This window comes from Gemmata sp. (assembly GCF_051859125.1).
GTDB lineage: Bacteria > Planctomycetota > Planctomycetia > Gemmatales > Gemmataceae > Gemmata.
Map to the genome: position 1 here is coordinate 41,476 of NZ_JBHYGG010000212.1, position 23,216 is coordinate 64,691.

Annotated in this window: 14 protein-coding genes and 1 pseudogene; 8 read left to right on the plus strand and 7 right to left on the minus strand. The window is 70.5% G+C overall.

The window, feature by feature from the left end:
- Positions 1 to 195: 195 nt before the first annotated feature.
- The 4 genes from ACTIGN_RS17725 to ACTIGN_RS17740 all read left to right on the plus strand — a co-directional run bounded on the left by ACTIGN_RS17725 (position 196) and on the right by ACTIGN_RS17740 (position 4,942).
- Positions 196 to 1,806: a sigma-70 family RNA polymerase sigma factor gene (locus ACTIGN_RS17725; RefSeq protein WP_439626195.1), complete on the plus strand. Its 1,611-nt coding sequence runs from the start codon at positions 196 to 198 to the stop codon at positions 1,804 to 1,806.
- A 74-nt stretch (positions 1,807 to 1,880) separates the two neighbouring features.
- Positions 1,881 to 2,660, plus strand: coding sequence for a hypothetical protein (locus ACTIGN_RS17730; protein ID WP_439626196.1), 780 nt, complete (start codon positions 1,881 to 1,883; stop codon positions 2,658 to 2,660).
- Positions 2,661 to 2,745: 85 nt separating this feature from the next.
- Positions 2,746 to 3,450, plus strand: a complete 705-nt coding sequence (locus ACTIGN_RS17735) for a hypothetical protein (protein WP_439626197.1) — start codon at positions 2,746 to 2,748, stop codon at positions 3,448 to 3,450.
- Positions 3,451 to 3,544: 94 nt separating this feature from the next.
- Entirely contained in the window at positions 3,545 to 4,942 is a 1,398-nt protein-coding gene (locus ACTIGN_RS17740) for a right-handed parallel beta-helix repeat-containing protein (protein WP_439626199.1), read from the plus strand.
- 12 nt (positions 4,943 to 4,954) lie between these two features.
- Here ACTIGN_RS17740 and pyrF read toward each other — a convergent pair whose 3' ends face one another.
- The 6 genes and pseudogenes from pyrF to ACTIGN_RS17770 all read right to left on the minus strand — a co-directional run bounded on the left by pyrF (position 4,955) and on the right by ACTIGN_RS17770 (position 12,803).
- Entirely contained in the window at positions 4,955 to 5,872 is a 918-nt protein-coding gene (gene pyrF / locus ACTIGN_RS17745; RefSeq protein ID WP_439626201.1) for an orotidine-5'-phosphate decarboxylase, read from the minus strand.
- Positions 5,873 to 5,886: 14 nt separating this feature from the next.
- Positions 5,887 to 6,225: a XisI protein gene (locus tag ACTIGN_RS17750; protein WP_439626203.1), complete on the minus strand. Its 339-nt coding sequence runs from the start codon at positions 6,223 to 6,225 to the stop codon at positions 5,887 to 5,889.
- Positions 6,213 to 6,643: pseudogene (locus tag ACTIGN_RS17755) on the minus strand (element excision factor XisH family protein). Before ACTIGN_RS17755 ends, ACTIGN_RS17750 begins: the two are co-directional and overlap by 13 nt.
- 98 nt (positions 6,644 to 6,741) lie before the next feature.
- Positions 6,742 to 8,901: an elongation factor G gene (gene fusA / locus ACTIGN_RS17760; RefSeq protein WP_439626205.1), complete on the minus strand. Its 2,160-nt coding sequence runs from the start codon at positions 8,899 to 8,901 to the stop codon at positions 6,742 to 6,744.
- Between the two features lie 390 nt (positions 8,902 to 9,291).
- The gene (locus ACTIGN_RS17765) at positions 9,292 to 10,863 is read right to left on the minus strand and encodes a hypothetical protein (protein WP_439626207.1); all 1,572 of its coding nucleotides are present in this window, start codon (positions 10,861 to 10,863) and stop codon (positions 9,292 to 9,294) included.
- Between the two features lie 191 nt (positions 10,864 to 11,054).
- Positions 11,055 to 12,803 carry a DUF1559 domain-containing protein gene (locus ACTIGN_RS17770; RefSeq protein WP_439626209.1) on the minus strand — a complete coding sequence of 583 codons (1,749 nt, stop codon included), beginning with the start codon at positions 12,801 to 12,803 and terminating at the stop codon, positions 11,055 to 11,057.
- 103 nt (positions 12,804 to 12,906) lie between these two features.
- Here ACTIGN_RS17770 and pyk point away from each other — a divergent pair, with 103 nt between their 5' ends.
- A complete protein-coding gene (gene pyk / locus ACTIGN_RS17775; RefSeq protein ID WP_439626211.1) occupies positions 12,907 to 14,382 on the plus strand; it encodes a pyruvate kinase in 1,476 nt (491 codons plus the stop codon).
- A 499-nt stretch (positions 14,383 to 14,881) separates the two neighbouring features.
- On the plus strand, positions 14,882 to 18,250 hold the full coding sequence (locus ACTIGN_RS17780) for an Ig-like domain-containing protein (protein WP_439626213.1): 3,369 nt from the start codon (positions 14,882 to 14,884) through the stop codon (positions 18,248 to 18,250).
- Between the two features lie 85 nt (positions 18,251 to 18,335).
- On the opposite strand, the gene ACTIGN_RS17785 is transcribed toward ACTIGN_RS17780, so the two are convergent.
- The gene (locus ACTIGN_RS17785) at positions 18,336 to 18,878 is read right to left on the minus strand and encodes a hypothetical protein (RefSeq protein ID WP_439626215.1); all 543 of its coding nucleotides are present in this window, start codon (positions 18,876 to 18,878) and stop codon (positions 18,336 to 18,338) included.
- 677 nt (positions 18,879 to 19,555) lie between these two features.
- On the opposite strand from ACTIGN_RS17785, the gene dnaG reads away from it, so the two are divergent.
- Together dnaG and rpoD are read left to right on the plus strand one after the other, a co-directional pair.
- Positions 19,556 to 21,403 (plus strand): DNA primase, encoded by a 1,848-nt coding sequence (dnaG, locus tag ACTIGN_RS17790; protein ID WP_439626217.1) that lies wholly within the window; start codon positions 19,556 to 19,558, stop codon positions 21,401 to 21,403.
- A 112-nt stretch (positions 21,404 to 21,515) separates the two neighbouring features.
- Positions 21,516 to 23,174: an RNA polymerase sigma factor RpoD gene (rpoD, locus tag ACTIGN_RS17795; protein WP_439626219.1), complete on the plus strand. Its 1,659-nt coding sequence runs from the start codon at positions 21,516 to 21,518 to the stop codon at positions 23,172 to 23,174.
- Positions 23,175 to 23,216 lie beyond the last annotated feature (42 nt).

Consider the following 23,216-nt stretch of genomic DNA (forward strand, 5'->3'; position numbering starts at 1 on the left):
GACGACGCGGAACCAAGACCGGATCAAGAGGATCAGAGAAGACCGTGGTGGCGAGAAATCGCTCGCGGCCTGATCGGTCTTCCTCCTGCGTTCATCCGCGTCGTCCGCGGGCCATCGCTTCGCGGCCTTCTCGCGCGAAATTTCTGAACACCTTTCCCCGCGGGCGGACATGATACGGGTAGAGGAGCCCCGCCGATGCCGCGTCTCACCCTCCCCGCCAAGCTGACCGCCGCGTTCGCCGCCGAGGGCGACCAGGCGCTGCTCGCACGGTTCGCCGCCGACCGCGACGAATCGGCCTTTGCCACACTCGTGGGCCGGCACGCCCGGATGGTGTACGGCGTGTGCCGCCGGGCCGTCCGCGACGCGCAACTCGCCGAAGACGCCTTCCAGGCCGTGTTCCTCGTGCTGTCCCGGAACCCGGAGCGCGCGGCCGGGGCCGCGTCAGTCGGCGGGTGGCTGTTCGGCGTCGCCCGGCGGGTCGGGCTCGCGGCCCGCCGGCACGAGGAGCGCCACAAGCGACTCGCGGGCGTCGAGCGGCCGCCGGGTGAGCCCCGCGCCCCGGACTTCGACGACCTGTTGCGCGTTCTCGACGAGGAACTCGCCCAACTCCCCGAACCGTACCGCGAGCCGCTGGTCGCGTGCTTCCTCGAAGAGCGCACCCAGGACGAAGCGGCGCGGCACCTCGGGTGGAGCCTCAGCACGCTGCGCCGGCGGCTCGAACACGGGAAGGAACTCCTCCGCACCCGGCTCACCCGCCGCGGCGCGACGCTGGCCGGCGGGTTGCTTGCGGGCGCGTTCGCGCCGTCGGCACGGGCCGCGGTGCCGCAAGCACTGATCGCGAGCATTGCCGAGCCGTCGGTTCTTGCGAAGACGCTCGCCGCGACAGCCGTTCGCGGCACGCTCGGCGCGAAGCTCGCGCTCGCGGCAGTGGCGCTGCTCGCGGTCGCGGGTCTCGGGCTCGGGCTGACGAGCAACGCGCCGCCGGCCGACGCGCCGTCGCAGGCGCTGCACGCTCGCCACGAAGCTGAAGCCGCACCCGCACCGCGAGTGGCCGGGCGGTCGCTATGGGTGACGGTCACCGGGCGGGCGGTGTTTCCACAGGAACGCGACGTTCCCAGCGTGCGGTTCGTTGCGGAGGGGTTCGCCAAGGACCCCGAGCTGTTCGGCGGCGCGGCGATCGGCGACGTGTCGATCGACCCGAAGACCCGCGGCATCGCGAACGCGATGGTCTGGCTCCGGCCCGACACCGACGACCCGGCCGCCGCGTTCCCGGCCGACCGCGTCCACCCGGCGCTCGCGAACCCGACGCCCCGCGAGCACCACCTGACCGCGGGGGCCGACGGGTTCGCTCCGCGGGTGCTGGCGGTGCGGGCCGGCGACCGGCTGACGTTCCGCAACCCCACGCAGGTTCCGTTCAACGTGAACTACCACCGCGGGGCCGCGCTCGACCCGGCCGCCGACGACGCGCTCGCGAACTTCAACGTGCTGCTGCCCGGCGGCGGGTCGCACGCCACCGGCCCGGTGCCGGCGCTTCGGGGCATCGACACGTACCGCGACAACATCCACCCGTGGGTCCAGGGCCACGTCCGGGCGTTCGAGCACCCGTACTTCGCCGTCACGGACGCCGACGGCCGCTTCACCATCCCGAGCGCCCCGGCCGGCGAGTGGCGGGTGGTGGTGTGGCACGAGAAGGTCGGCTACCGCAACGGGGCCGCCGGCCGGTTCGGCGACCGCGTCACGGTCGCCGCCAACGGAACGCTCGACCTCGGCCCGCTCGTCCACGCGAGCCCCGGCTGGGGCGACTGATCGCTGCCTTCCTGGTGGGGCAGGCATTCTTGCCTGCCCACCAAACACCTGTCCCTTACCCCGGAGACTTTCCCATGCGACTGCTGTCGTGCGTGCTGTGCTGCGCGCTGGTGACCACCTTCGCCCGCGGGGACGACCCGAAACCCGCGTGGACGACCATCAAGGGCCGCGTGGTATTCCCCGAGGGGAAAGACATCCCGAAGCGGGCGGAACTGAACGTCAACCAGGACAAGGCGCACTGTCTCGGGAAGGGCGCGATCCTCGACGAGTCGGTGATCGTGAACCCGAAGAACCGCGGCGTGCGGAACGTGGTCGTGTTCCTCCGCCCGCTCGACCCGAAGGACAAGGAGTTCAAGCCGGCCGAGATCCACCCCGACGACGCGAAGCGGAAGCCGCAAGAGGTCGCGATCGACCAGCCGTGCTGCATGTTCGTCACCCGTGTGACCGTTGCGCGAGTGGGCGACACGCTGGTCGTGAAGAACCCGTCGCCGGTCGCGCACAACTTCTTCTGGACCAGCGCAAAGAACGGCGACTTCAACGTGAACATCCCGGCCGGGCAGAACTGGACGATGGCGAACGCACTCGCGACGGAGAGCGGCTCGATCCAGTACAAGTGTACGATCCACCCGTGGATGACCGGGTACGTGCGCGTGTTCGACCACCCGTACTTCGCGGTCACCGACGCCGACGGCAACTTCGAGATCAAGAACGCGCCGGCCGGTCAGTTCCGCATCGTGTACTGGCACGAGAACGGCGTCCGCGGCGGGGCCGAGGGGCGGTTCGGCGAGCTGATCGCGATTGCCGGGGCCACGATGGAGCTGAAGCCCACCGACTTCGACGTGAGCCCGAAGTGAACGGACCGGAATCGCGCTTTGCGGAACTTTTGAGGCCCGGTCGTGTTCCAATTGGTAGCTGTGCCGGCTTGCGGGAGGGCTGCCAATGTCGCCGAAGGTTCCGAAGATCGTGGCCACCGTGGCCCTGGGGTACGCGCTGGCGCTGCTGCCGGTGCTCAGCGCCGCCGACGAGACGAAACCCGCGTCGCCGACAGACGTTGGGGACCAGAAGCCGACCGACTGGTCGAAGTATTCTTACGTTGCGGAAGCCGTGGGCGAGATCGTGAAGGCCGACGGCAACCGGCTCGTCCTGCGCATCACGTGGTTCGAGACCGAGCAGCAGAAGAACCAGGGCGGTAACAACAACAACCGGAACCGGAACCGCCGCCCGAACCTGAGCGGCAAGAACAACAACCGGAACTACCGCAACCCCTACGCGAACAACATGAACCGGCCGCGGTTCGTGACCAAGGAAGAGCACCACGACTACGACCTGGAGTTCGTGCCCGAGTCGCTCGTCCGCAACAAGCACGCCCCGATCAAGACCGACGAGAAGGGCGTGCGGGTGAACCTGAACCAGGCCGAGCTCAACGAGGCCCGCTCCCCGGCCGGCGCGCCGTGGTACGCGGCCACGCCCGCCGACCTCGTCCCCGGCGCGATCGTCCAGGTCATCCTCATCCGCGACCACAAGATCCCGATCGACAAGGTCAAGGAGGACGACCTGCGGGTGAAGTACGCGATCATCCTCGGCCACGATAAGAACCCGCCAAAGGAAGACCCGCCGAAGGGGAAGGCCAAGACCAAGAAGTGACCACGCCCCGCCCGCACCGCACCGCCCGCCCGACTCTCCCCGGGCGGGCGGCGCTCGTTCACACCCGCCCCCTCCCTCCCATCGAGGAACGCACATGACCCCGGTCCGGTGCCCCGCCCTGCTGATTGCCCTTCTCGCGCTCCCGACGACCGCCGCGGCCGCCGAACCGGTCGCCACCGCCGCCGCCCTCGTCGCCGCGGTCCGCGACGGTGCCGAGGGCGCGACCATCGAGGTCGCCGCCGGCACGTTCGAGCTGGACGCGCCGCTGGAGCCGAAGACCGGCATGACGCTCAAGGGGGCGGGTATCGACAAGACGATCATCACCCACGCCGCAGGGTGGAAGCCGCCGACCAAGACGCTCCCGGACCCGGAGATGACGACGAAGGGGATGGACACGAACGCCTACCTCATCCGGCTGAAGGACAAGGCGGCCGGCGTCACGATCTCCGACCTGACGCTCCGCGGCCCGCAACTCCACGGCGCGATCTTCGGGTGGGAGAACAAGGACCTGCACCTGCACCACCTCCGCATCAAGGAGACGCAGTGGACCGGCGTGCGGACGTTCGGGATGAAGGGCGCGAAGATCCACGACTGCGAGTTCGTCGACGCGGGCGGCCGGTGGGAGCGCGGCGCGCCGGGCGTGAAGGGCGGCATCACCGGCGGCGCGATCTTCGCCATCTGGATGGCCGACAGCGAGATCCACGACAACACGTTCACCCGCACCCGCCAGGCGAAGGAGCACGAGTTCTACGGCGTGAAGGTCCGCCAGGGGAAGCGGTGCCGGGTCCACCACAACACGATCGAGGTGAACTTCTCGATCGAGTTCCCGTTCGAGAACGACGAGGACGTGGAGATCGACCACAACGTCTGCACCGGCACCGTCTCGATCCCCAAGCACGCCGGCGGGCCGGTGCCCAAGAGCGGCCGCACGTTCCACCTCCACCACAACTGGTTCAAGGACAGCTACGCGATCGAGTTCGTCCGCAACGGGGTCGAGATCGACCACAACCTGTTCGACTTCGACCCGGCGAAGGACCACGGGAACCTGGTCTCCGGGTTCGGCAGCGCCGCCGCGAAGGGGCCGGCGAGCTTCCACAACAACCTCGTGAGCAACCCCGGCCGCGGCGTGATCTGGGTCAACGAGGTGTTCGACAACCTGGTGGTCCGCAACAACCATGTCGTCGCTCGCACCACCGCGACGCCCCGCAAGGAGGGGCTGTTCGGGTTCAACCCGAAGTGCGACTTCAAGACCATCACCATCCGGGACAACGTGATCGAGTGCGTCGGCACCCCGCGGCCCCTGCTGCGGGCGAAGGAGAGCTACGGGGCGGTCGTCGAGAACAACGCCCTGACCAACGTGGCCGACGCCGACAAGTTCGAGAACAAGAAGACCGACAAGCCGGCCGGGCTCGAAGCGCCGCTCAAGTTCGAGTGCGGCGCACGGGGCGAGTTCACGGTGGACGGGTGGAAGGCCGGGCCGACCGCGAAGTGAGCGGAGCCGCGGTCACCCCCGCAACTCGGCCTGCGCCTTCTGTGCCGCGGCGACCACCTTCGCCTCCCAGTCGGGGTCGTCGGGGTGGAACGGGAACGTGACGCCCCGCGAGCTGTTGACCACCGCCCCGAGCCCGTCGGCCCGGTACGCGGCGCGTACGTCGGCGGCGGTCCCGCCCTGCGCGCCGTAGCCCGGCACGAGCAGCCACACGTCCGGCATCGCGGCCCGCAGTTCGACCAGTTCCCGCGGGTGCGTCGCGCCGACCACGGCCCCGACGTCGCCCAGGCCGCACTCCCCAATCGTTGGGGCATTCCACTCGGCGACCGCGGCCGCGACGTGCCGGTACAGCGGCTTCCCGTCGCACACCAGGTCCTGGAAGAGCCCGGCACCGGGGTTACTCGTCCGCACCAGCACGAACGTGCCGCGGTCGGCGGCGCGCGCCGCGGTCAGGAACGGCTCGACGGCGTCGCGGCCGAGGTACGGGTTGATCGTCAGCGAGTCCGCGTCCCAGACGGGGTGCGTGTGGCCGTCGATCTTGCACCCGGCGAACGCGGCGTCGGCGTAGGCGGTCGCGGTGCTGGCGATGTCGCCGCGCTTCGCGTCGAGGATGGTGACGAGGCCGAGTTCCCGCGCGTCGGCGAGCGCCCCCTGGAGCGCGGCCGTCCCCGCCGGGCCGAGCAGCTCGAAGAACGCCGCCTGCGGCTTCACCACCCCGCAGTACGGCTCGACGAGTTCGAGCACGCGGGTGACGAAGCTCCCGGTGATCGCCGCGGCCCGGAGCGGGTGCTCCAGATCGGCCATTTCGGGGACGTCGTCGAGGTGGCCGCCGGTGCGGTACGCGGCGGGCAGCGACTCCCACCGCGGGTCGATGCCGACGCACAGCGGCCCCTTGCGGCGAACGGCTTCGGCGAGGCGGTCGGAAAACGTCATGCGCAACAGCTCCTTTACCCGACGCCGTAGCCCGTGAACGGGCGCAGGTCCGCGGGCCTCTCGGCCAGAACGATGTCGTCCTTGGGGATGCCGGCCCGCACCAACTCTTCGGCGATCGGCCGGTCCGTGCCGTCGTACTGGATCCACACCTTGCCGTCGATGATGTCGAGGTGGAACGGTACCCCGTGAACGCGGCGGTGCCCGTCCCACCCGCTGTAGACGAGTTCGAAGTGGTCGAGCGCCGGGTCGAACACCACCTCGTACCGGACCTGACGGTCCGGCCGGGCCAGCCAGTCGGCGTACCCCTGCAACTCCTTCCGGATGATGTCCCGGTAAAGGGCTACTTTATCCATCGCGTGACCCGCCGCGTGAGGGGGTTGAAAATGAGGGTGCGGATGCCCGCGCCCTTCAGCATCTTCGTGCCCAGTTCCTCGGACAGGATGCCATCATACACGGCCTCCGTGATCGCCAGGAAGAGAACCCGGTCGGGCTGCTGGTCGGCGAGGATGAGGCGGTACATGGTGAACTGTCCCATCGCGTGCTGGAGGTCGGCAACGGGGACGGGCCGGAGAAGCTCTGCACTTCGACCGCGATCCGCTCCCCGTCCCGTTCCGCGGCGAGGGGCAACCGCTCGGCCCCGAGATCGACGTGCAGGTCGCGCTCCCCGACCTTGAACGTGAGCGGATCGTGGGTGATCGTCCACCCGTCAGCCCTCACGGCATCGACAACCGCGTCGTGATAGGCGTTCTTCGCGGGCACGGGTCCCCTCATCGACACCTCCGCGGACCGTCGGGCACCCGAACTGTAACGAAAAAACCGGGAGCCCGTAAGCTCCCGGTTCGTGGGTTGTCGCGGTCCCGCGTGGGCGGTCACTTCTTCGCGTCGGGCTTCGGCAGGTCGGCGAGTTCGACGGGCACGCGCTCGTAGTGGCTGAAGTCCATCGAGAAGCTCGCCTGCCCCTTCGTCGCGCTGCGGAGGTCGTTGGTGTACCCGAACAGGTTCGCCAGCGGCACCTTCGCCGTCACCATCGCGACGCCCTTCTCCTCGCTCGTCTCCTCGATCACCCCGCGCTTGCTGCTGATGTTCCCGGAGATCTGGCCCTGGTACTCCTTCGGCGAGATCACCACGATCTTCATGACCGGCTCGCGGAGTTCGATCCCGCCGCGTTCCTGGGCCTCCCGGAACGCCTCCCGGGCACACAGGTAGAACGCGTCTTGCGACGAGTCCACGTCGTGCATCTTCCCGAAGTGCAACAGGAACTCCAGGTCCACGAACGGGAACGGGTACTTGTACCCCTTCTTCGCTTCCTCCCGGAGCCCTTCCTCCACGCTCGGAATGTACTCCTTCGAGATCGACCCCTGGGTGATGCCGTTCACGAAGTAGACGTTGTTCGGGTCCGGCTTCACCTTCGGGTCGCCCAGCTCCTCGATCTCCTTCACCTTCTCCTGGATTTCCTCCGGAGTCAGCGGCTTGTACTTGACCGAGATCACGGCGAACTTGCCGCGCCCGCCGGTCTGCTTCGAGAACTTGTACTCGAAATCGACCTCCCGGGCGAGGCACTGGCGGTACGCGACCCGCGGCTTGCCCAACACGATCGACTTCACGTCGTCCTGCGACACGCCGACGGCGCGCTTGAGCTTCTCGACGCTGATCTCCAGGTGCAACTCGCCCATCCCGGAGAGGATGGTGTCCTTGGTCTCGTCGTCGGTGTGCGTCTTCAGCGTGGGGTCGTCCCGGACGAGGCGGTTGAGCGCCTCGCCGACCTTGCCGCTGTCCAGCGTCTTGCTGAACGAGAGCGCCTGGGCGACGACCGGCTTCGGGAACTGGATCGCCTCGAGCGCGACCGGCCGGTCGGGGTCGGACAGGGTGTTGCCCGTGTACGTGTCCGAAAGGCCCATCGCCGCGACGATGTCGCCGGGGCCGGCCTTCTCCAGCGAGATCCGCTTGTCGCCCATCATGCGGTAGAACCGCGCGATGCGTTCCTTCTTGCCGTTGGTCGTGTTCGTGTACGTCTCGCCGGGCTTCATTTCGCCCGAGTAGACGCGGATGTACACGAGGTCGCCGTTGACCTCGGCGACCGTCTTGAACGCCAGCGCGCTCATCGGCTCGGCCGCGTCCGGCTTCCGCAGGAGGGCCTCCTTCGTCTTCGGGTGCAGCCCGTCGACCGGCGGCCGGTCCAGCGGGCTCGGCATGCAGTCCACCACGAGGTCGAGCAGTTGCTGGACGCCGTGGAAGTGCTTGCTGCTGCCGCAGTGCACCGGGGTGAAGATGTTCCCGAGCGTCCCCGTGCGGAGCGCCTGCCGGATCAGGTTGTGGGGCACGTCCTTGCCCTCGAGGATCAGTTCCGTGATCTCGTCGGACGCGGCCGAGACGCCGTCGAGCATCTGCTCGCGCCGCTTCTGGGCCTCCGCGAGGTACTTCTCCGGCACGTCGGTCGTGAAGAACTTGCGGTTCGTCTTGTCGGTCAGGTCGCGGGTGATCAGCTTCATCTCGATCAGGTCGATGACGCCCTCGAGGGCCGAGTCCTGGCCGGCCGGGATCGTCACCACGACCGGGTTGGCCCCGAGCTTGGTCTTCATCTGCTCGACGCAGCCCCAGAAGTCCGCGCCCATGCGGTCGAGCTTGTTCACGTAGGCGATGCGGGGCACCTTGTACTTGTTGGCCTGCCGCCACACCGTGCCGGACTGCACCTCGACGCCGCCCTTGGCGCAGAACACGCCGACCGCGCCGTCGAGGACGCGCAGGGACCGCTCGACTTCGGCCGTGAAGTCCACGTGCCCGGGGGTGTCGATGATGTTGATGGCGATGGGGTCGCCGGCCCGGTCGGCCCAGTCGATGGACACGGCCGCCGAGTTGATCGTGATCCCCTTCTGCCGCTCCAGCGGGTCGAAGTCGGTCGTGGTGTCCCCGTCGTCGACGTCGCCGACCTTGTGCTTGGTGCCGCTGTAGTACAGGATCCGCTCCGTCGTGGTGGTCTTACCCGCATCGACGTGCGCCATGATCCCGATGTTGCGTACTTTGTCGAGCATCGTCTTCGGCCGGGGTTGTGACCGGCTCCTTCCGAGGTGAGAACGGGAACGGCACCACCGCCCTCAACGGAAGGGCGGCGGTGCCAATTTAGACACGCCGAACGGACAAAGGGTTCAGCGGTGAGCGGGCCAATACTATATCGTATCGCAGAGGGACGGGCCGTCCAGCCCACCGGCACGAAGGGTGTGTGAAGGAGCCGGAAACGCGGCGAGCGGGGGACTCAGGGGCCCCCCCCGCCCCCCCCACCCGACCCCGCACCGGGGGCGGCTAACCAATGCGAAAAGCGGGGCCAGCCCGCCGCCCCTACGGGCCGTGGGGGGTTGTGAGGGCGCCGCACCCGGGGGGGGGGGGGTCCCCCGCCCCCCCGCCCCCCGCGACCACGATCCCCGTCACTGGTCGCGGATCTCCATGTCGAACTGCTGGGCCAGCGAGCGGACGATCGGGGCGTTCGGCTTCCGCGGCTGCTGGTAGCCCCACATCGTCTGGAGCAACTCGAACCCCATCAGCCCGCCGACGACCGTGAGGGTGAACGCCGGGAGCAGGAACAGCAGCGGCCAGATGCCCCACGGCACGGGGCGGTACACGCCCGCCGCCGCGCCGGCGACCGCCAGCTCCTCTTCCTCGTCGTCGTCGGCCCCGGTGTCCTTGACGCCCCGCAGCGCGCCGGCCGCGGACTCCTCTTCCACCTCGAGGTCCACGTCCACGTCGGCCAGGTCCACGTCGCCGTCGTCGAGAAGCCGGGCGGCCGACGACCGGCCCTTCGGCCGGGGCGCCTCCTCGTCGTCCTCGAGGAGCACGACCTCGCTCGACTCGGCCTCGCCGTCCTCGCCGCCCTCTTCGAGGATCTCCTCGATGTCGGTCGTGTCGGACACGACCTCGGACCCGGACGGGTCCATCGGGGGGATCTCGAAGTCGGTCTCGAAGATGTCGCCCTTGCTGACCTCGGCCGAGCTGTCGCCCAGGGCCGCGTGCTCCAGGCTCCCCGAGCCCGGCTCGTCGAGGGTCAACTCGAACTCGCTGTCCGAGTCGGTGACCAGCTTCTTCTTGCTCTTGGACGACCCGCCCAGGCGGGTGGACGAGACGTTGGCCCCGGCGTCGAGGGTGAGTTCGAAGTCCACGTCCTGGTCGCCGCCCCCGGCGTTGGGCAGCGGGGGGAGCGACCCGCTCTTCGGCCCCTTGGCCCCGCTCTTGGCCCCGCTCTTGGGGTCCTTGCGGCCCTCCAGCGACCGGCCCGTGTCGTTCGGCTTGCGGGACAGGATGCCGCTCTCGCCGCCGCGGCCCACGCGGCTGCCGCCGGGGGTGTCCTTGGGCATCTCGCCCAGGTCGAGCGCGTCGTCGTCGCCGTCGCCGCCGAGTTTCAGCTCGAAGTCGTCGCCGCCGTCGAGGCTCAGCTCGAACTCGCTGTCGTCGCCGCCGCCGGCCCTGGGGGGCTTGCCGCCCCCGAGGTTCTTGCCGCTCTTCTCGGACGACGTCAGCTTGGTCGAGGACCGCGGGGCGGACAGCTTGGTCGAGCTGCCGCCGGGCTTCACGACCCCACTGGCCGGGCCGCTGAAGTCGATCGCGATCTCCTCGGCGGGCGGGAGGTCGCTGCGGCGGAACTTGCTGGTCTTCGGCCCGGACGACCCGGACTTGGAGTCGTCGTTGGACAGGGAGAAGATGTCGTCGTCGTCGTTGGAGAGCTTGAGCGGCTCCTCGGGCTTGACCTTCGGCGTCCCGCGGGCCGGGGTCGCCGGGCCGGACGAGACGACCGGCATGTTCTTGCCCGGGTCGCTGCCGGCCCCGAGTTCGCGGGCCAGTTCCTGGACCGCGGTGTCCTTGAACCGGAACGACGTGCCGTCGCGGATCTTGCCCCGGTCGAGGGTCTTGAACAGCGGGTCGGTCTTGAGGCGCTTCTTGAAGTCTTCCGGGGAAATGCCGAGGAGCGATGCGGCTTCTTCGAGCGTCAGGTGAGTCGCGGCCATGTCGGCAACCCCGCAGGAGGTTGATGGGTGCGAGAAGGGCTACTCTCGCGAATATACCCGTAATTGTAAACCGTGCGGCAGTGCGCACAAGTGGGGAAACGCACCCGGGATGGGTAATCGGGTGCGTCTGTGCGGCCCGTGCGGGTGGCGCCGTGTGCCCGGCGGGGCGTGCCGCCCGCACGGGCGGCGGATCAGTTCAGCTCCGCCGACTCGCCGCCGGCCCGGGTGGTGATGGCCCCGAGCGTCCACAGCCGGGTGCTCTCGCTCAGGAAGCGGATCGAGCCGTCGGCGAACGCGAAGTTCGCCCCGCCCGTGTGGAAGCTGTAGTACAGCCCGCCCGACTCGTTCGAGCCGTTGATCTTGTACGGCCCGGGGAAGGCGACGTTCGCGGATGTGGCGGCGTTCCCGGTGTTGCACCAGAGGGTCGGCTTGCCGAGGGCGAACGGGCCGTCGTTGGACCCCCACGCCCCGCCCTGGGCGCGAGCGCAGTTCGGGTCGGACTTGTTGGCGAGCGCCGCCGTTCTGAGGCGGCCCCGCCAGATGTCCTCGCGCCCGGCGCACTCGCCGTACACGATGGTGTTCGACGTGCCGTCCGTCACCATCAGAATGGTGGTGCGGGTGTCGAGGCTGATCCGGCTCGCGAGCGGCGCGCCGGGGTTGGAGAGGAGCGCCTGCTGGAGGACGCCGGGCTTCACCCCGAGCGCCGGGTCCGACCCGAGCAACCCGTCGAACGTCGCCCCGAGCCCTTCCGGCGGGAAGTAGTCGGTCGTCGCGCCCTTCTTCCGGGGTGCGGCGTCGTTCTTGTCCTGGAACCGGTTCTGGATCGGGCTCGACGGGCACTGGAGCATCTTGATGTGGGTCATCACGACCCCGGTCTCGGCGACGGGGTCGCCGAGTTCCCACCAGTTCGCCGCACGGTCGTAGTTGTTGTTGATGGCCCCCTGTTCCATGTACGGGAAGATCTCGAGCGCCCACCCCTTCGCGCCTTCCTGAAGGGTCTGGTTCGCCTCGATGCGCTTGGAGTTGGGGAACTTCCCGTTCGCGCTCTCGTAGTTGTGGGTGGCCAGACAGATCTGCTTGAGGTGGTTCGCGCACTGGGCGCGTGCGGCCGCCTCGCGGACCTTCTGCACCGCCGGGAGGAGCAGGCCGATCAGGATCGCGATGATGGCGATCACCACGAGGAGTTCGATCAGCGTGAACGCGGAGCGTGTCGGGCGGGGCATGACGGGTGAACCTCCTGCGGGTGGCTTGCGTAGCCACGGCATCGCAACTCCCGTGCCCTTCGCACGTTCGCCAGGAAACGTAGGGCGTGCGACGGGGTGCGAGCCCCGAGCGGCCGGCGGGTGGGCACGCCGCGCCCATCCGTGGTCACCGCGTGCTCCCCGGCGACCGCGGCGAGCGCCGCCAGACGAGAGCGGCGACGAGGCCCAGGCCCAAGGCGTACGCGACCCGCCGGGCGGGCCGAACACCACGGTCGCGTTCACCACCACGAACGCGAGGAACCCGTGAACCAGCACACCGACCCACCGCGGGCGGCGCGCGTGGCCCGCGGGGGCGGCCCACCACCAGACCACGTCGGCCGCCCACACGAGCGCGAACAGGTAGTTCACGGCAATCCCCGCTCCGCTGCCCCCGACCTCGCGGACGTGCTCGACGGCGGCGGCGTGCGACCACCCGTGGGCGAGCCAGAGCGCCAGCGCGAGGTGAACGGCGAGCGCCCCGAGGCCGAGCGTCCACAGCCCGCGGGCGGGGCGGGCGGCGCGGCACGCCACGGCGGCCCATGCGAGGAGCATCCACCCCACAGTGACCGCGGCACTGCACGTCACGGCCGGGTGCCGCAGGTCGCGGGCCGGGTCGGCGAGCGCGAGCGCGAGGCACGCGGTTGTTGCCGCGGCCCACGCGGCCAGCGCCGCGAGCGGAATCGGACCCCGGTGTCGCATAACTCCTCGCACCCCGGCACGGTTCCCGGTAGTCTAGTGCGGACCGAGCCGTGCTCTTCTCCCGACCGTTCCACCTCTCCCCGCACGGAGCCGCCGTCCCATCATGCCCACCGACCCCCGCGAGGCCGCGCACATGCCCCGGCAGACCAAGATCGTAGCCACCCTCGGGCCGGCGACGGCCACCCCCGAGCGACTCGACGCCGTCCTGCGGGCCGGGGTGGACGTCGCCCGCGTCAACTTCTCGCACGGCACCGCCGAGGAGCACGTCGCCAGCGTGGCCCGGTTCCGCGAGGCGTCGGCCCGGGTCGGGAAGTTCGCCGGCGTCATGGCCGACCTCCCCGGCCCGAAGCTCCGGGTGCGGCTCCACGCGCCCCGCGAACTGAGGCCCGGCGACACGGTCTGCTTCTCCCTGTCGAACGACCCGCACCACGCCGACGACCTGGTCCTGACCGAACCGGAGGTGCTGTGCGACGTGCGGGTCGGGCAGCGGATGCTCCTCGACGACGGCCGGCTCCAGCTCGAAGCCGCCGCGGCCACGGCGACGCAACTGCGGGCCACGGTGGTGGTCGGCGGGTTCCTGAAGCCGAACAAGGGGCTGAACCTGCCGGACACGCCGCTGACCATCGCCACGCTCACGCCCCGCGACCTGGAGGCGATCACCGTCGCGGCCCGGGCCGGGGTCGACTGGGTCGCGCTGTCGTTCGTCCGCGGGCCGGAGGCGGCCGCCGACGTGCGGGCCGCGTGCGCCGCCGCCGGGCTGAGCGTGCCGGTGCTGGCGAAGATCGAGCGGCCCGAGGCCGTGGCCCGGGCGCGGGAGATCGTCGCGGCGTTCGACGCGATCATGGTGGCCCGGGGCGACCTCGGGGTCGAGATGCCGCTGGAGCGGGTGCCGACGGTCCAGAAGGCGCTGATCGCCGAGGCCCGCGCCGCCGGCAAGCCGGTCGTCACCGCGACCGACATGCTCGACTCGATGCGGACCAACCCGCGGCCGACCCGGGCCGAGGCCAGCGACGTCGCCAACGCGATCTTCGACGGGACCGATGCGGTCATGCTCTCGGGCGAGACGGCCGTGGGCGAGTACCCGGTGGAGGCGGTCGCGTGCATGGCCCGGATCGCGGTCGAGGCCGAGGCCCACGCGCACGCGACCGGCGTCGGGCACGGGGCCGGGTACTTCCGCCCGGGGGCCGGGATCGACGACCCGCTGACCCTGTGCGTGTGCCAGTTGGCCCGCGAGATCGGGGCGCGGGCGATCATCAGCCCGACCCTGTCGGGGCGGACGGCCCGGCTGATCGTGCGGCACCGGCCGAACGCCCGGGTGGTGGCGGTCGCGCCGACCGACGCGGCCCTGCGGGCGCTGGCGCTCGTGTGGGGGATCGTGGGGGTGCGGATGTCGCCGACGGCGTTCGGCGGGGACCGCCTGGCGGCCGCGGTCCGCGACTCGTTCCGGGCCGGCGTGGTCACCCCCGGCGACCTGGTGGTCCTCGTCGCCGGGTACCCGGTCGAGGGCGGGCCGCACTACCCGACCGTGCGGGTCGTGCGGGTCGGGCCGCACGGCGAGGCTCTGGAACCGGGACGGTGAGCCGCTGCGGGCGGCCGGGGGCACGCTCGGTGCATCGCTCTCCGCCCGTCGCACCCGCTCCGCGGGGTGACGCCGCTGCGGCCGCTCCCCGGCCCCACCGACGCGCAAGGGACGGGACCTCCTCGCGCCCCTTGTGTGCAGAGGCGGGGCCGCGGAGCGGCCGAAGGCGCATCGCACCGCCGAGCGGTGCGTCGAGTGGGTGAGGAGGCGAGGGGCCGGTCAGAGCCCCCCGCCGGAAAACTCCCCGGGACCGTGCCGGCCCCTGCGACGTGCCGTGGGAAGAGAGTCGCGTTGCGCCCGTCGCACCCGTCCTCGGTGTGGTGACACCGGGGTGTCATTCGCCCGCCGATTCCCGGAACGCATTTCGTCCTCAAGTCGCCGCCCGCCCGCCGACCATTTCTCTGTCCACACCTTCTGTCGCTCTACTCCGTCGCAAGGACGCCCCATGAAGGACCGCACGCGGACCTGTCTGCGCATTGAGTGTCTCGAAGCCCGCGAAGTGCCCTCCACGTCACCCGTTACCGAAACGTTCGACACGACCGCCGCCCCCGCCCTCCCGTCCGGGTGGACCCGCTGGACCAACAACGGCACCGATTCGGTGGTCACCGCCGCCGGCGACGGGGTCGGGGGCTCGACCGCCCTCGTCCTGCGGGGGGCCAGCGCCGCCGCGTCCCGCGCCTGGTCCGGCGACGCGGTCGGCCGGGACGACGCGGCCGCCGTCACCGTCTGGGCCGACTCCCTCGTCCAGTCGTTCGTCTTCACCCGCGGGTCGAACCTCGGGACCGCGACCCCCAGTTACCTCGCCGCGGTGGTCACCCGCGGGCTGAACGTCCAGCTCTGGGAGGTGACCAACGGCTCCGTCCGCGTCCTCGGATCGGTCACCAGCCCGGGGTCCGACTACCTCTCGAACCGGTGGGTCCGGGTGTCACTGGTGCCGGTCGGGAACAACGTGACCGTGCAGGTCACGCGGTCCGACACGGGGCAGTACCTGGGTGCCAACGGGCGGTGGCAGGCGGCCCCGGCCGGCGCCATCGCCGCGGCGACGACCCTCGCCCCGGAGACCGGGCACGCCGGCGTCGGCCGGGCCGCCTCGTACTCCGGCCCGGCGCGGCTCGACTCGTTCACCGTAACCCCCGGGACCCCGGCCCCGCCCCCCCCCCAGGTACCACTCGGCGTGAAGGAGTCGTTCGACGCCGCGGCCGGCGGCGCGCTCCCCACCGGGTGGCAGGGGTGGACCGGCGGGAACCCCGGCGCGTTCGGCACGACCATGGCCGTCGCCCTGAGCGGCGCGACCGGCCTCGTCTCGACCGGCGGCTCCTCGACCGCGTCGCGGGTCTGGGCCGCGACGCCGATGCCCGCTGACGCCGACGCCTCGATCGCCGTGTACGCCAGCGGCATCGTCCCGGCCGGCGTGTTCGTCCGCGGGTCGAACGTGGACACGGCGACGCCGACGTTCTACCTCGCCCGGGTCACCCGCGGCGTGGAGGTCACCGTCGTCCGCGTCGTCAACGGGGTCGAGACCCCGCTGGCGGCCCTCAAGTCGTCGGCCTACCTGAGTGCGGCGTGGGTCCGGGTCCGGTTGGTCGCCGAAGGGGACCGCCTGCGGGCGACCGTGGTCCGGGCCGACACGGGCCAGTGGCTCACCCCGGCGGGGGCGTGGTCCGACGCGCCCGACGTCGCGCTGGAGGTCCGGGACGCGGCCATCACCGGCGGCGGGTACGCGGGGGTCGCGCGGGCACCGAAGTACTCCGGCGAGGTGGCGTTCGACGACTTCGAGGCGAAGCCGGCCAGCGCCGCGGCCGGCCCGCAGGTGACCGTCGCGCCGACCGCGGGCGGGCCGCAACTGACCGGCGAGGTCGCGTTCCGGGCCACGGTCACCGGCTCCCCGATCCGCGTCGAGTTCTGGCTCAACGGCGTCCTCCGGGCCGTCTCGGCCGCCGGCACCGCGACGTGGACGGTCGACACCGCCACGCTCTCCAACGGCAGCTACACCCTCACGGTCCGGGCGTTCGACGCCGCCGGGAACCTGGGCGTCGGCACCTACGCCTTCACCACCTCGAACGCCAACGCGACCCCGCTCCCGGTCCCCACGATCCCGCAGCACTACTCGTGGGTCCGCGTGGCGCAGCTCGCGTACAGCGGCAACCCGATGGGAGCGTTCGAGCAGGGGCTGCTCCGGAACTCCGTGGACCTGGTGGTCCCCAACCCGCGGTACTTCTCGACGATCGACGCGACCTCGCCGAACACTCCGCAACTGATGTACAGCAACGTGTCGAACCTGTACGGCAGCCTGCTGACGGACTGGCTCGCGTACGCCGACGCGCACGGGGTGTCGCGGGAACAGGCGTTCTACCACGTCACGAGGGCCACGCCGTTCACCGGCAACAGCCCGTCGTCGCAGCCGGTCACCTGGTTCTGGGGCGTGTACCAGACGCCCGCGGGCGGCGCGACCGCGACCAACCACACGAACCCGGCCCGCGGGGGCACCGGCACGGCGGCCGCGTTCGGTGCGGCCGGTGCCACGACCGCCATCGGGTACCCCGAGAAGTTCCGCGAGATGAACTTCGCCTTCACGAGGGCGGCCGCCGCGGGGTGGTCGGGGGTGCTGGAGTACCCCACCGCGGTCGACGCGAGCGGGAAGCCGACGGCGTGGAAGGCGCTGACGCTGCTGAGCGACGGCACGGGCGGCATGAAGCAGGCCGGGGCGGTCACGTTCGAGCCGCCGGCCGACTGGGTCGCGGCCTCGGTCGGCGGCAGCGCGGCGCTCTACTACGTCCGCGTGCGGGCGACGGCCGGGACGGCCGCCCAGGCCCCGGTGCTCAAGACGGTCCTCGGCCGCGACTACGTGGGGGCCAACGGGACCGAGGCCGGCACCATCCCCGCGTACGACCGGGCCGCCGACGCGAACGGCGACGGGTACCTGAGCAACGCCGAGTACGCCAACCGCAAGCCCGGCATGGACGCCCGGTTCGAGTACGAGTCGCGGCTGTTCTACCCGTACTACGGGCAGATGCGGTTCGCCACGAACCCGTCGGCCGCGGCCACCCGCAGTTGGGCCGCCGACTACCACGTCCGCACCCTCGCCGCCAACCCGCTGGCCGACGGCATCTTCATGGACAACGCGACCGGGAAGGTGGCGTTCCCCGGCGTGTCGGTCCTGGAGTCGACCGCCACCTACGGGCTCGACTCGGGGGCGCTGATGCGGGCCGTGAGCCGGGCGGTCGCCCCGCGGTGGGTGATGGCCAACACGGCCGGCGGCGGGGCCGTGGACGGGAACTACACCGCGGGCGGCTCGGTCGGGGCCTACGAGGAGTTCGCGATCCGGCCCATGCAGGCGAACTGGGCCGAGGTCTCCGACCTCGCGACCCTGGTCGCCGGCCGGCTCGCGTCCGGCGCGACGTACCTGGTGATCGACACCCACCCGGGCGGCGGGAGCCCGACCGACCCGCGGACCCAACTCGGGGCGCTCGCGTACTACTACCTGCTCGCCGACCCGCAGCGGACGTTCATCAACTTCAACGGCGGGCACAACCCGGCCTCGACGTGGACCGAGCACTGGACCGACGCGGTGAAGGTGGACGTGGGCGCGCCGGCCGGCGCGATGAAGGTGCTCGCCACGGGAGCCGACCCGGCGAACGCGGCCCTCTCGTACCGGGTGCTGGCCCGGGAGTACACGAACGCCCTGGTGCTGTACAAGCCGCTGTCGTACGCCACCGGGAAGCCGGAGGGGACGACGGCCGCGAACACGGCGACCACGCACCAACTCGGGGGCAGCTACCGTGCGGTGAACGCCGACGGCACGCTCGGGGCGGTGGTGACCAGCATCACGCTGATGAACGGCCAGGGGGCCGTTCTGGTGAAGGCGTAAGACCGGACCCGGCGAGCGGGGGCGTCAGCCCCCGAGTTCTTCTCTTGGTGCGGTGGTGGGGGCCGGCCCCCCACCACCGCACGGGTCACCGGATCAGTTCCCCGCCGGGCGGCGGGTCGGCGTTCAGCTCCCACTCCTCGCGGACCTTTCGCAGCCCCACGGCGCACAACTCGAACTGGTCGCTCAGCCGGCGGAACAGGCTCGCCTCGGCGTCGTGCCGCTCGGCCTGTTCCATCTTGCTGGTGATGAGGTAGCCGCGCTTCCCCTGGACGGTGTAGTTCACCATCGCGTCCTTGCAGGCCCGCGACCGCTGCCGGTCGACGACCTCGGGGTACAGGCCGGTCCAGAACAGGGCGAAGTCGCCGATGTGCCGGTAGTACTCCAGGCGGGTCTTGCCGCCGGGCGGGAGTTGCTCGGCCTCCAGGACCATTTCGGTCAGTTCCGTGATGGGCCGGCCGGCCCCGTTGCGGAGTCGGTAGACCGCGTCGAAGTGCAGAAAGCGGGTGAGCAGGCCGGAGAGGTAGTCGGTCAGGGGCGGGTCGGCCACGCCGAGGTGGGAGAAGAACGCGTGTTCCGCCAACCCCGAGAACATCCGCCCCAGCGGATGCCCGTCGGGCAGGTCTCGCATGATCGTGATCCTCCATCCACGTTGCACCGGTGGGACGCCCCACCACACTCAGTATGCCGCAGGTCGGGTACGGATTCAAACCCAGATCGTCAAGGCGCTCACTTTGCGATTTTCACGGGCGGGAGACGCGGCCCCGCGACGGAACGGGCTCCCGCCCGTGTTCACGTTGCAGGAGTTGTGCCGGTCGTAGCCGCGGCGCAAGGGGCATCGCGCCGGGCGCGGGCCGCGGCAAAGATTCCGCCGCCGGGTCCGGGCGGGGGTCGGAAAATGGAGTAAGTAATCGACATGCGGCGGTGCGCCGGCCCGCGGGAGTCCGGGTTGACGGTTCCCGGGAGCCGGCTATAATTCGCAATGCATCAACGGATTGATGCACCGACCTTTAGGCTCTGGAGAGAGCCGCGGCACGCTCGAGGTCCCCCCACCCCACACATGGCGATCACCCGGCCGCCGACCCGCCCCTCGCGGCGGCGTCGGCCCTCGTAGCGCCGGTCCGCCACGCTCCACCAAGCACGGGGCTCCGGGAACCCGACCACCGACCGCTAAGGCCGACCGACCGCGGAACCTCGAACCCCGGGAAATCCACCCGCCAGGCCACGGCAGCAAACACCCCGACCCGGTCGTTTCCTGTTTGCCGTCCGTGCCGCGCGGTCCGTGATTTCATCCGACGCAGGTGCCCCGTGCCGTCCGACCCGGTGGAGCTGACCAAGCAGATCAAGGCCGCCAGCGACATCGTCGCTGTCGTCGGCTCGTACCTCGCCGTCCGCCCCGCCGGCAACGTCTTCAAGGCCCTGTGCCCCTTCCACAACGACTCCCGCCCGTCGCTCGACATCGACCCCAAGCGGCAGCGGTACAAGTGCTGGGCCTGCGGCGCGCACGGCGACTCGTTCAACTTCGTCATGCACATGGAGAAGGTCGGGTTCACCGAGGCCCGGGCCATACTCGCGCAGCGGGCCGGAATCAAGCTCGACGAGCAGCAGTCGCCCCAGGACCACCACCGCTCGCACCTCCGCGAGGTGATGCGGTGGGCGCAGGCGCTGTACCAGGACGCGCTGCTCGAACAGCCCGAGGGCGAGCCCGCCCGCAAGTACCTCGGCGGCCGCAAGCTGTCCGGCAAGACGGTCCGCGACTTCGGCCTGGGCTACGCCTCCCTGACCGGCGACTGGCTCGTCAAGCACGCGGCCGCGGACCGGGTGCCCAACGAGTTGCTCGTCGAGGTCGGGCTGATCGCCGCCCGCGACCAGAGCCGCGGGTTCTACGACCGGTTCCGCGACCGGGTCATGTTCCCGATCCACGACGTCCGCTCGCAGGCGATCGCGTTCGGCGGGCGGATCATGCCCGACAGCCCGTACGCGACCCGCGCCCCGAAGTACTACAACTCGGCCGAGACCCCGCTGTTCTCGAAGAGCGACGTGCTCTACGGCCTCGACCTGGCCCGCCACGCCGGCGCGGCCGCCGGGTTCCTCGCGGTCGTCGAGGGGTACACCGACGTGATGATGGCCCACCAGTGCGGCGTCCCACAGGTGGTCGCCACGATGGGCACCGCGTTAAATGCCCGACACGTTTCTCAACTGCGGCGCTATGTCCCGAAGGTGGTGCTTGTATACGATGCGGATGCGGGCGGGTACACGGGCGTCGACCGGGCGCTCGAGATCTTCGTCTCGCAGGACGTCGAACTCGCGGTCGCCACGCTCCCCGACGGGCTCGACCCGTGCGACCTCCTCGTCACCCCCGGCGGCGTCGAGGTGTTCAAGAAGACACTGGCCTCGGCGGTCGATGCGCTCGACTTTAAACTGAACCGGCTCTTGGAGAAGGACGGGGCGGGCTCGGTCGATGGCACCCGCCGCGTCGTCGACGAGGTGCTCGGGGTGATGGCGGCCGCGCCGGCCATGCCCAGCCAGGCCGCCCAGGTGAAGCAGGAACTGATCGTGACCCGGCTGGCGCACCGGCTCGGGCTGCGGCAGGAAACGGTCTGGGCGCGGCTCGGCGAGTTGCGCCGGGAGCACGAGCAGAGGCAGAAGTTGGAGGCCCAGAAGGCCGGGCCCGCGGCGGCCCAGCCGCCCCAGACTCGCAGGGGCGGCTCTCAGGGCGGCGCGGCCCCGAAGTCGGACCCGCACTACTTCATGGCCGCGACGCTGGTCCGCCTGCTGATCGCCGAGCCCGGCCTGGTCGCGGTCGCGGCGGATGCCGGGGTGACGCCCGACGAGGTGGCGCACACCGGCATCCGCCGCATCCTGGCCGAGATGTTCGACGCCTGGAGGGCCGGGCAGGTGCCGGACCTCGACGTGCTCCGCGAGCGGCTCGCCGACCGCCCGGACCTGTTCGAGTCGCTCGTCACGCAGGCGGAGGTCGGGCGGCAGTTGGAGGAGCGAGAGAAGAAGCTCCAGGGCGTGATCGCCGACTTCAAGCGGATCAGGGCCGAGGTCGCCAGCAAGGCGATCAAGGCCGAGTTGCAGGGGGCACGGTCCGAGGAGCAGGAGATCGAACTGCTCCGCCGGCTCCAGCAGGCGCACAAGACCGCGGGGTGACCGGCGACCGGCACCGCGAACTGACTCAACGGGTTTCGCACCACCGAGCTTTTGATCCACCGCCGGGCGCACGACGTGCCCGACCGGCTGGCTGGCCCCGCGGGAGGGTGAGATGGACTGGAAGAACGACGAGGTTCTTAAGGCCCTGCTTGAGAAGGGCAAACAGGCCGGCTCCCTCACCTTCGAGGAGGTCAACGCCGCCCTCCCGGAGCTCTCCGAGCCGGACCGGCTCGCCGAGATCCAGGAGCACATCGAGACCCTCGGCATCCAGCTCCTGGACGCCGAGGACGACGCCGACGGCGAGGACGCGGCCGTCAGCCTGGCCGACGAGATCCTCGCCGACGCCGCCGAGCTGCCGGCGTTCGAGGACTCCGACGGCGACGGCCGGCACATCGACGACCCGGTCCGCATGTACCTCACCCAGATGGGCGAGATCCCCCTGCTCGACCGCCGGCAGGAGGTGTCGCTCGCCATGAAGATCGAGCTGACCCGCCGCCGGTTCCGCCGCAAGGTGCTGGAGTGCGACTACGCCCTCCGCCAGGTCACCGAGACCCTCAAGCGGGTCCACAGCGGCGACCTCCCGTTCGACCGCACCATCAAGGTCTCGCAGACCGAGAACCTCGAGAAGGACAAGATCCTCGCCCGGATGCCGCACAACCTGCGGACCCTCGAGCCCCTCATGGAGTCCAACGTCGAGGACTTCCAGCGGCTCCTCGACGACCGCACCCCGGTCAAGGAGCGTGACGATCTCCGCGAGCGGCTCCGGCTCCGCCGCCGCAAGACCGTCACGCTGGTCGAGGAGCTCTCGATCCGCACGCAGAAGGTCCAGCCGCTGATGAAGAAGCTGGAGCAGATCAGCCAGCGGATGGACGAACTCGAAGCCGAGGTCGAGACCCTCAAGGGGAACCGGGCCGCGAAGGAGGAGCGGGCCAACCTGGAAAAGGAACTCCAGGACCTGATGCTCATCACGCTGGAGGAGCCCGCCAGCCTCCGCAAGCGGGTCGGGATCATGAAGGGGCGGTTCGCCGAGTACGAGCAGGCCAAGCGCGAGCTCTCCGGCGGCAACCTGCGGCTCGTCGTCAGCATCGCCAAGAAGTACCGCAACCGCGGGCTCAACTTCCTCGACCTGATCCAGGAGGGCAACACCGGCCTGATGCGGGCCGTGGACAAGTACGAGCACCGCCGCGGGTTCAAGTTCAGCACCTACGCGACGTGGTGGATCCGCCAGGCGATCACCCGGGCCATCGCCGACCAGGCCCGCACGATCCGCATCCCGGTCCACATGATCGAGACGATGTCGAAGCTGCGGAACGTCTCGAAGAAGCTGCTCCAGGAGATGGGCCGCGAGCCGACCATCGAGGAGACGGCGCTGGCCGCGGGCATCACCTACGAGGAGTGCAAGCGGGTACTGAAGATCAGCCGCCAGCCGATCAGCCTCGACCGCCCCGTGGGCGAGAGCGAGGACTCGTACTTCGGGGACTTCATCGAGGACAACTCGGTCGAGTCGCCGGTGAACGCGGCCACGAACGAGATGCTCAAGGACAAGATCGAGGGCGTGCTGAAGACGCTCACGTACCGCGAGCGGGAGATCATCAAGCTCCGGTACGGCCTGGGCGACGGGTACACGTACACGCTCGAAGAGGTCGGCCGCATCTTCAAGGTGACCCGCGAGCGGGTCCGGCAGATCGAGGCGAAGGCCGTCCGCAAGCTCCAGCACCCGGTCCGCAGCCGGCAACTCGAAGGGTTCCTCGACGGGCTCAAGAAGAGCTGACGGCTTAACGGCGAGCGGGGGGCGTGAGCCCCCCGAGTTCAT

What these genes read in the sequence shown, in the direction of transcription:
- ACTIGN_RS17725 (WP_439626195.1), top strand. Translation starts at nt 196, where the DNA reads ATGCCGCGTCTCACCCTCCCCGCCAAGCTGACCGCCGCGTTCGCCGCC.
- ACTIGN_RS17730 (WP_439626196.1), top strand. Translation starts at nt 1,881, where the DNA reads ATGCGACTGCTGTCGTGCGTGCTGTGCTGCGCGCTGGTGACCACCTTC.
- ACTIGN_RS17735 (WP_439626197.1), top strand. Translation starts at nt 2,746, where the DNA reads ATGTCGCCGAAGGTTCCGAAGATCGTGGCCACCGTGGCCCTGGGGTAC.
- ACTIGN_RS17740 (WP_439626199.1), top strand. Translation starts at nt 3,545, where the DNA reads ATGACCCCGGTCCGGTGCCCCGCCCTGCTGATTGCCCTTCTCGCGCTC.
- pyrF (WP_439626201.1), bottom strand. Translation starts at nt 5,872, where the DNA reads ATGACGTTTTCCGACCGCCTCGCCGAAGCCGTTCGCCGCAAGGGGCCG.
- ACTIGN_RS17750 (WP_439626203.1), bottom strand. Translation starts at nt 6,225, where the DNA reads ATGGATAAAGTAGCCCTTTACCGGGACATCATCCGGAAGGAGTTGCAG.
- fusA (WP_439626205.1), bottom strand. Translation starts at nt 8,901, where the DNA reads ATGCTCGACAAAGTACGCAACATCGGGATCATGGCGCACGTCGATGCG.
- ACTIGN_RS17765 (WP_439626207.1), bottom strand. Translation starts at nt 10,863, where the DNA reads ATGGCCGCGACTCACCTGACGCTCGAAGAAGCCGCATCGCTCCTCGGC.
- ACTIGN_RS17770 (WP_439626209.1), bottom strand. Translation starts at nt 12,803, where the DNA reads ATGCGACACCGGGGTCCGATTCCGCTCGCGGCGCTGGCCGCGTGGGCC.
- pyk (WP_439626211.1), top strand. Translation starts at nt 12,907, where the DNA reads ATGCCCACCGACCCCCGCGAGGCCGCGCACATGCCCCGGCAGACCAAG.
- ACTIGN_RS17785 (WP_439626215.1), bottom strand. Translation starts at nt 18,878, where the DNA reads ATGCGAGACCTGCCCGACGGGCATCCGCTGGGGCGGATGTTCTCGGGG.
- rpoD (WP_439626219.1), top strand. Translation starts at nt 21,516, where the DNA reads ATGGACTGGAAGAACGACGAGGTTCTTAAGGCCCTGCTTGAGAAGGGC.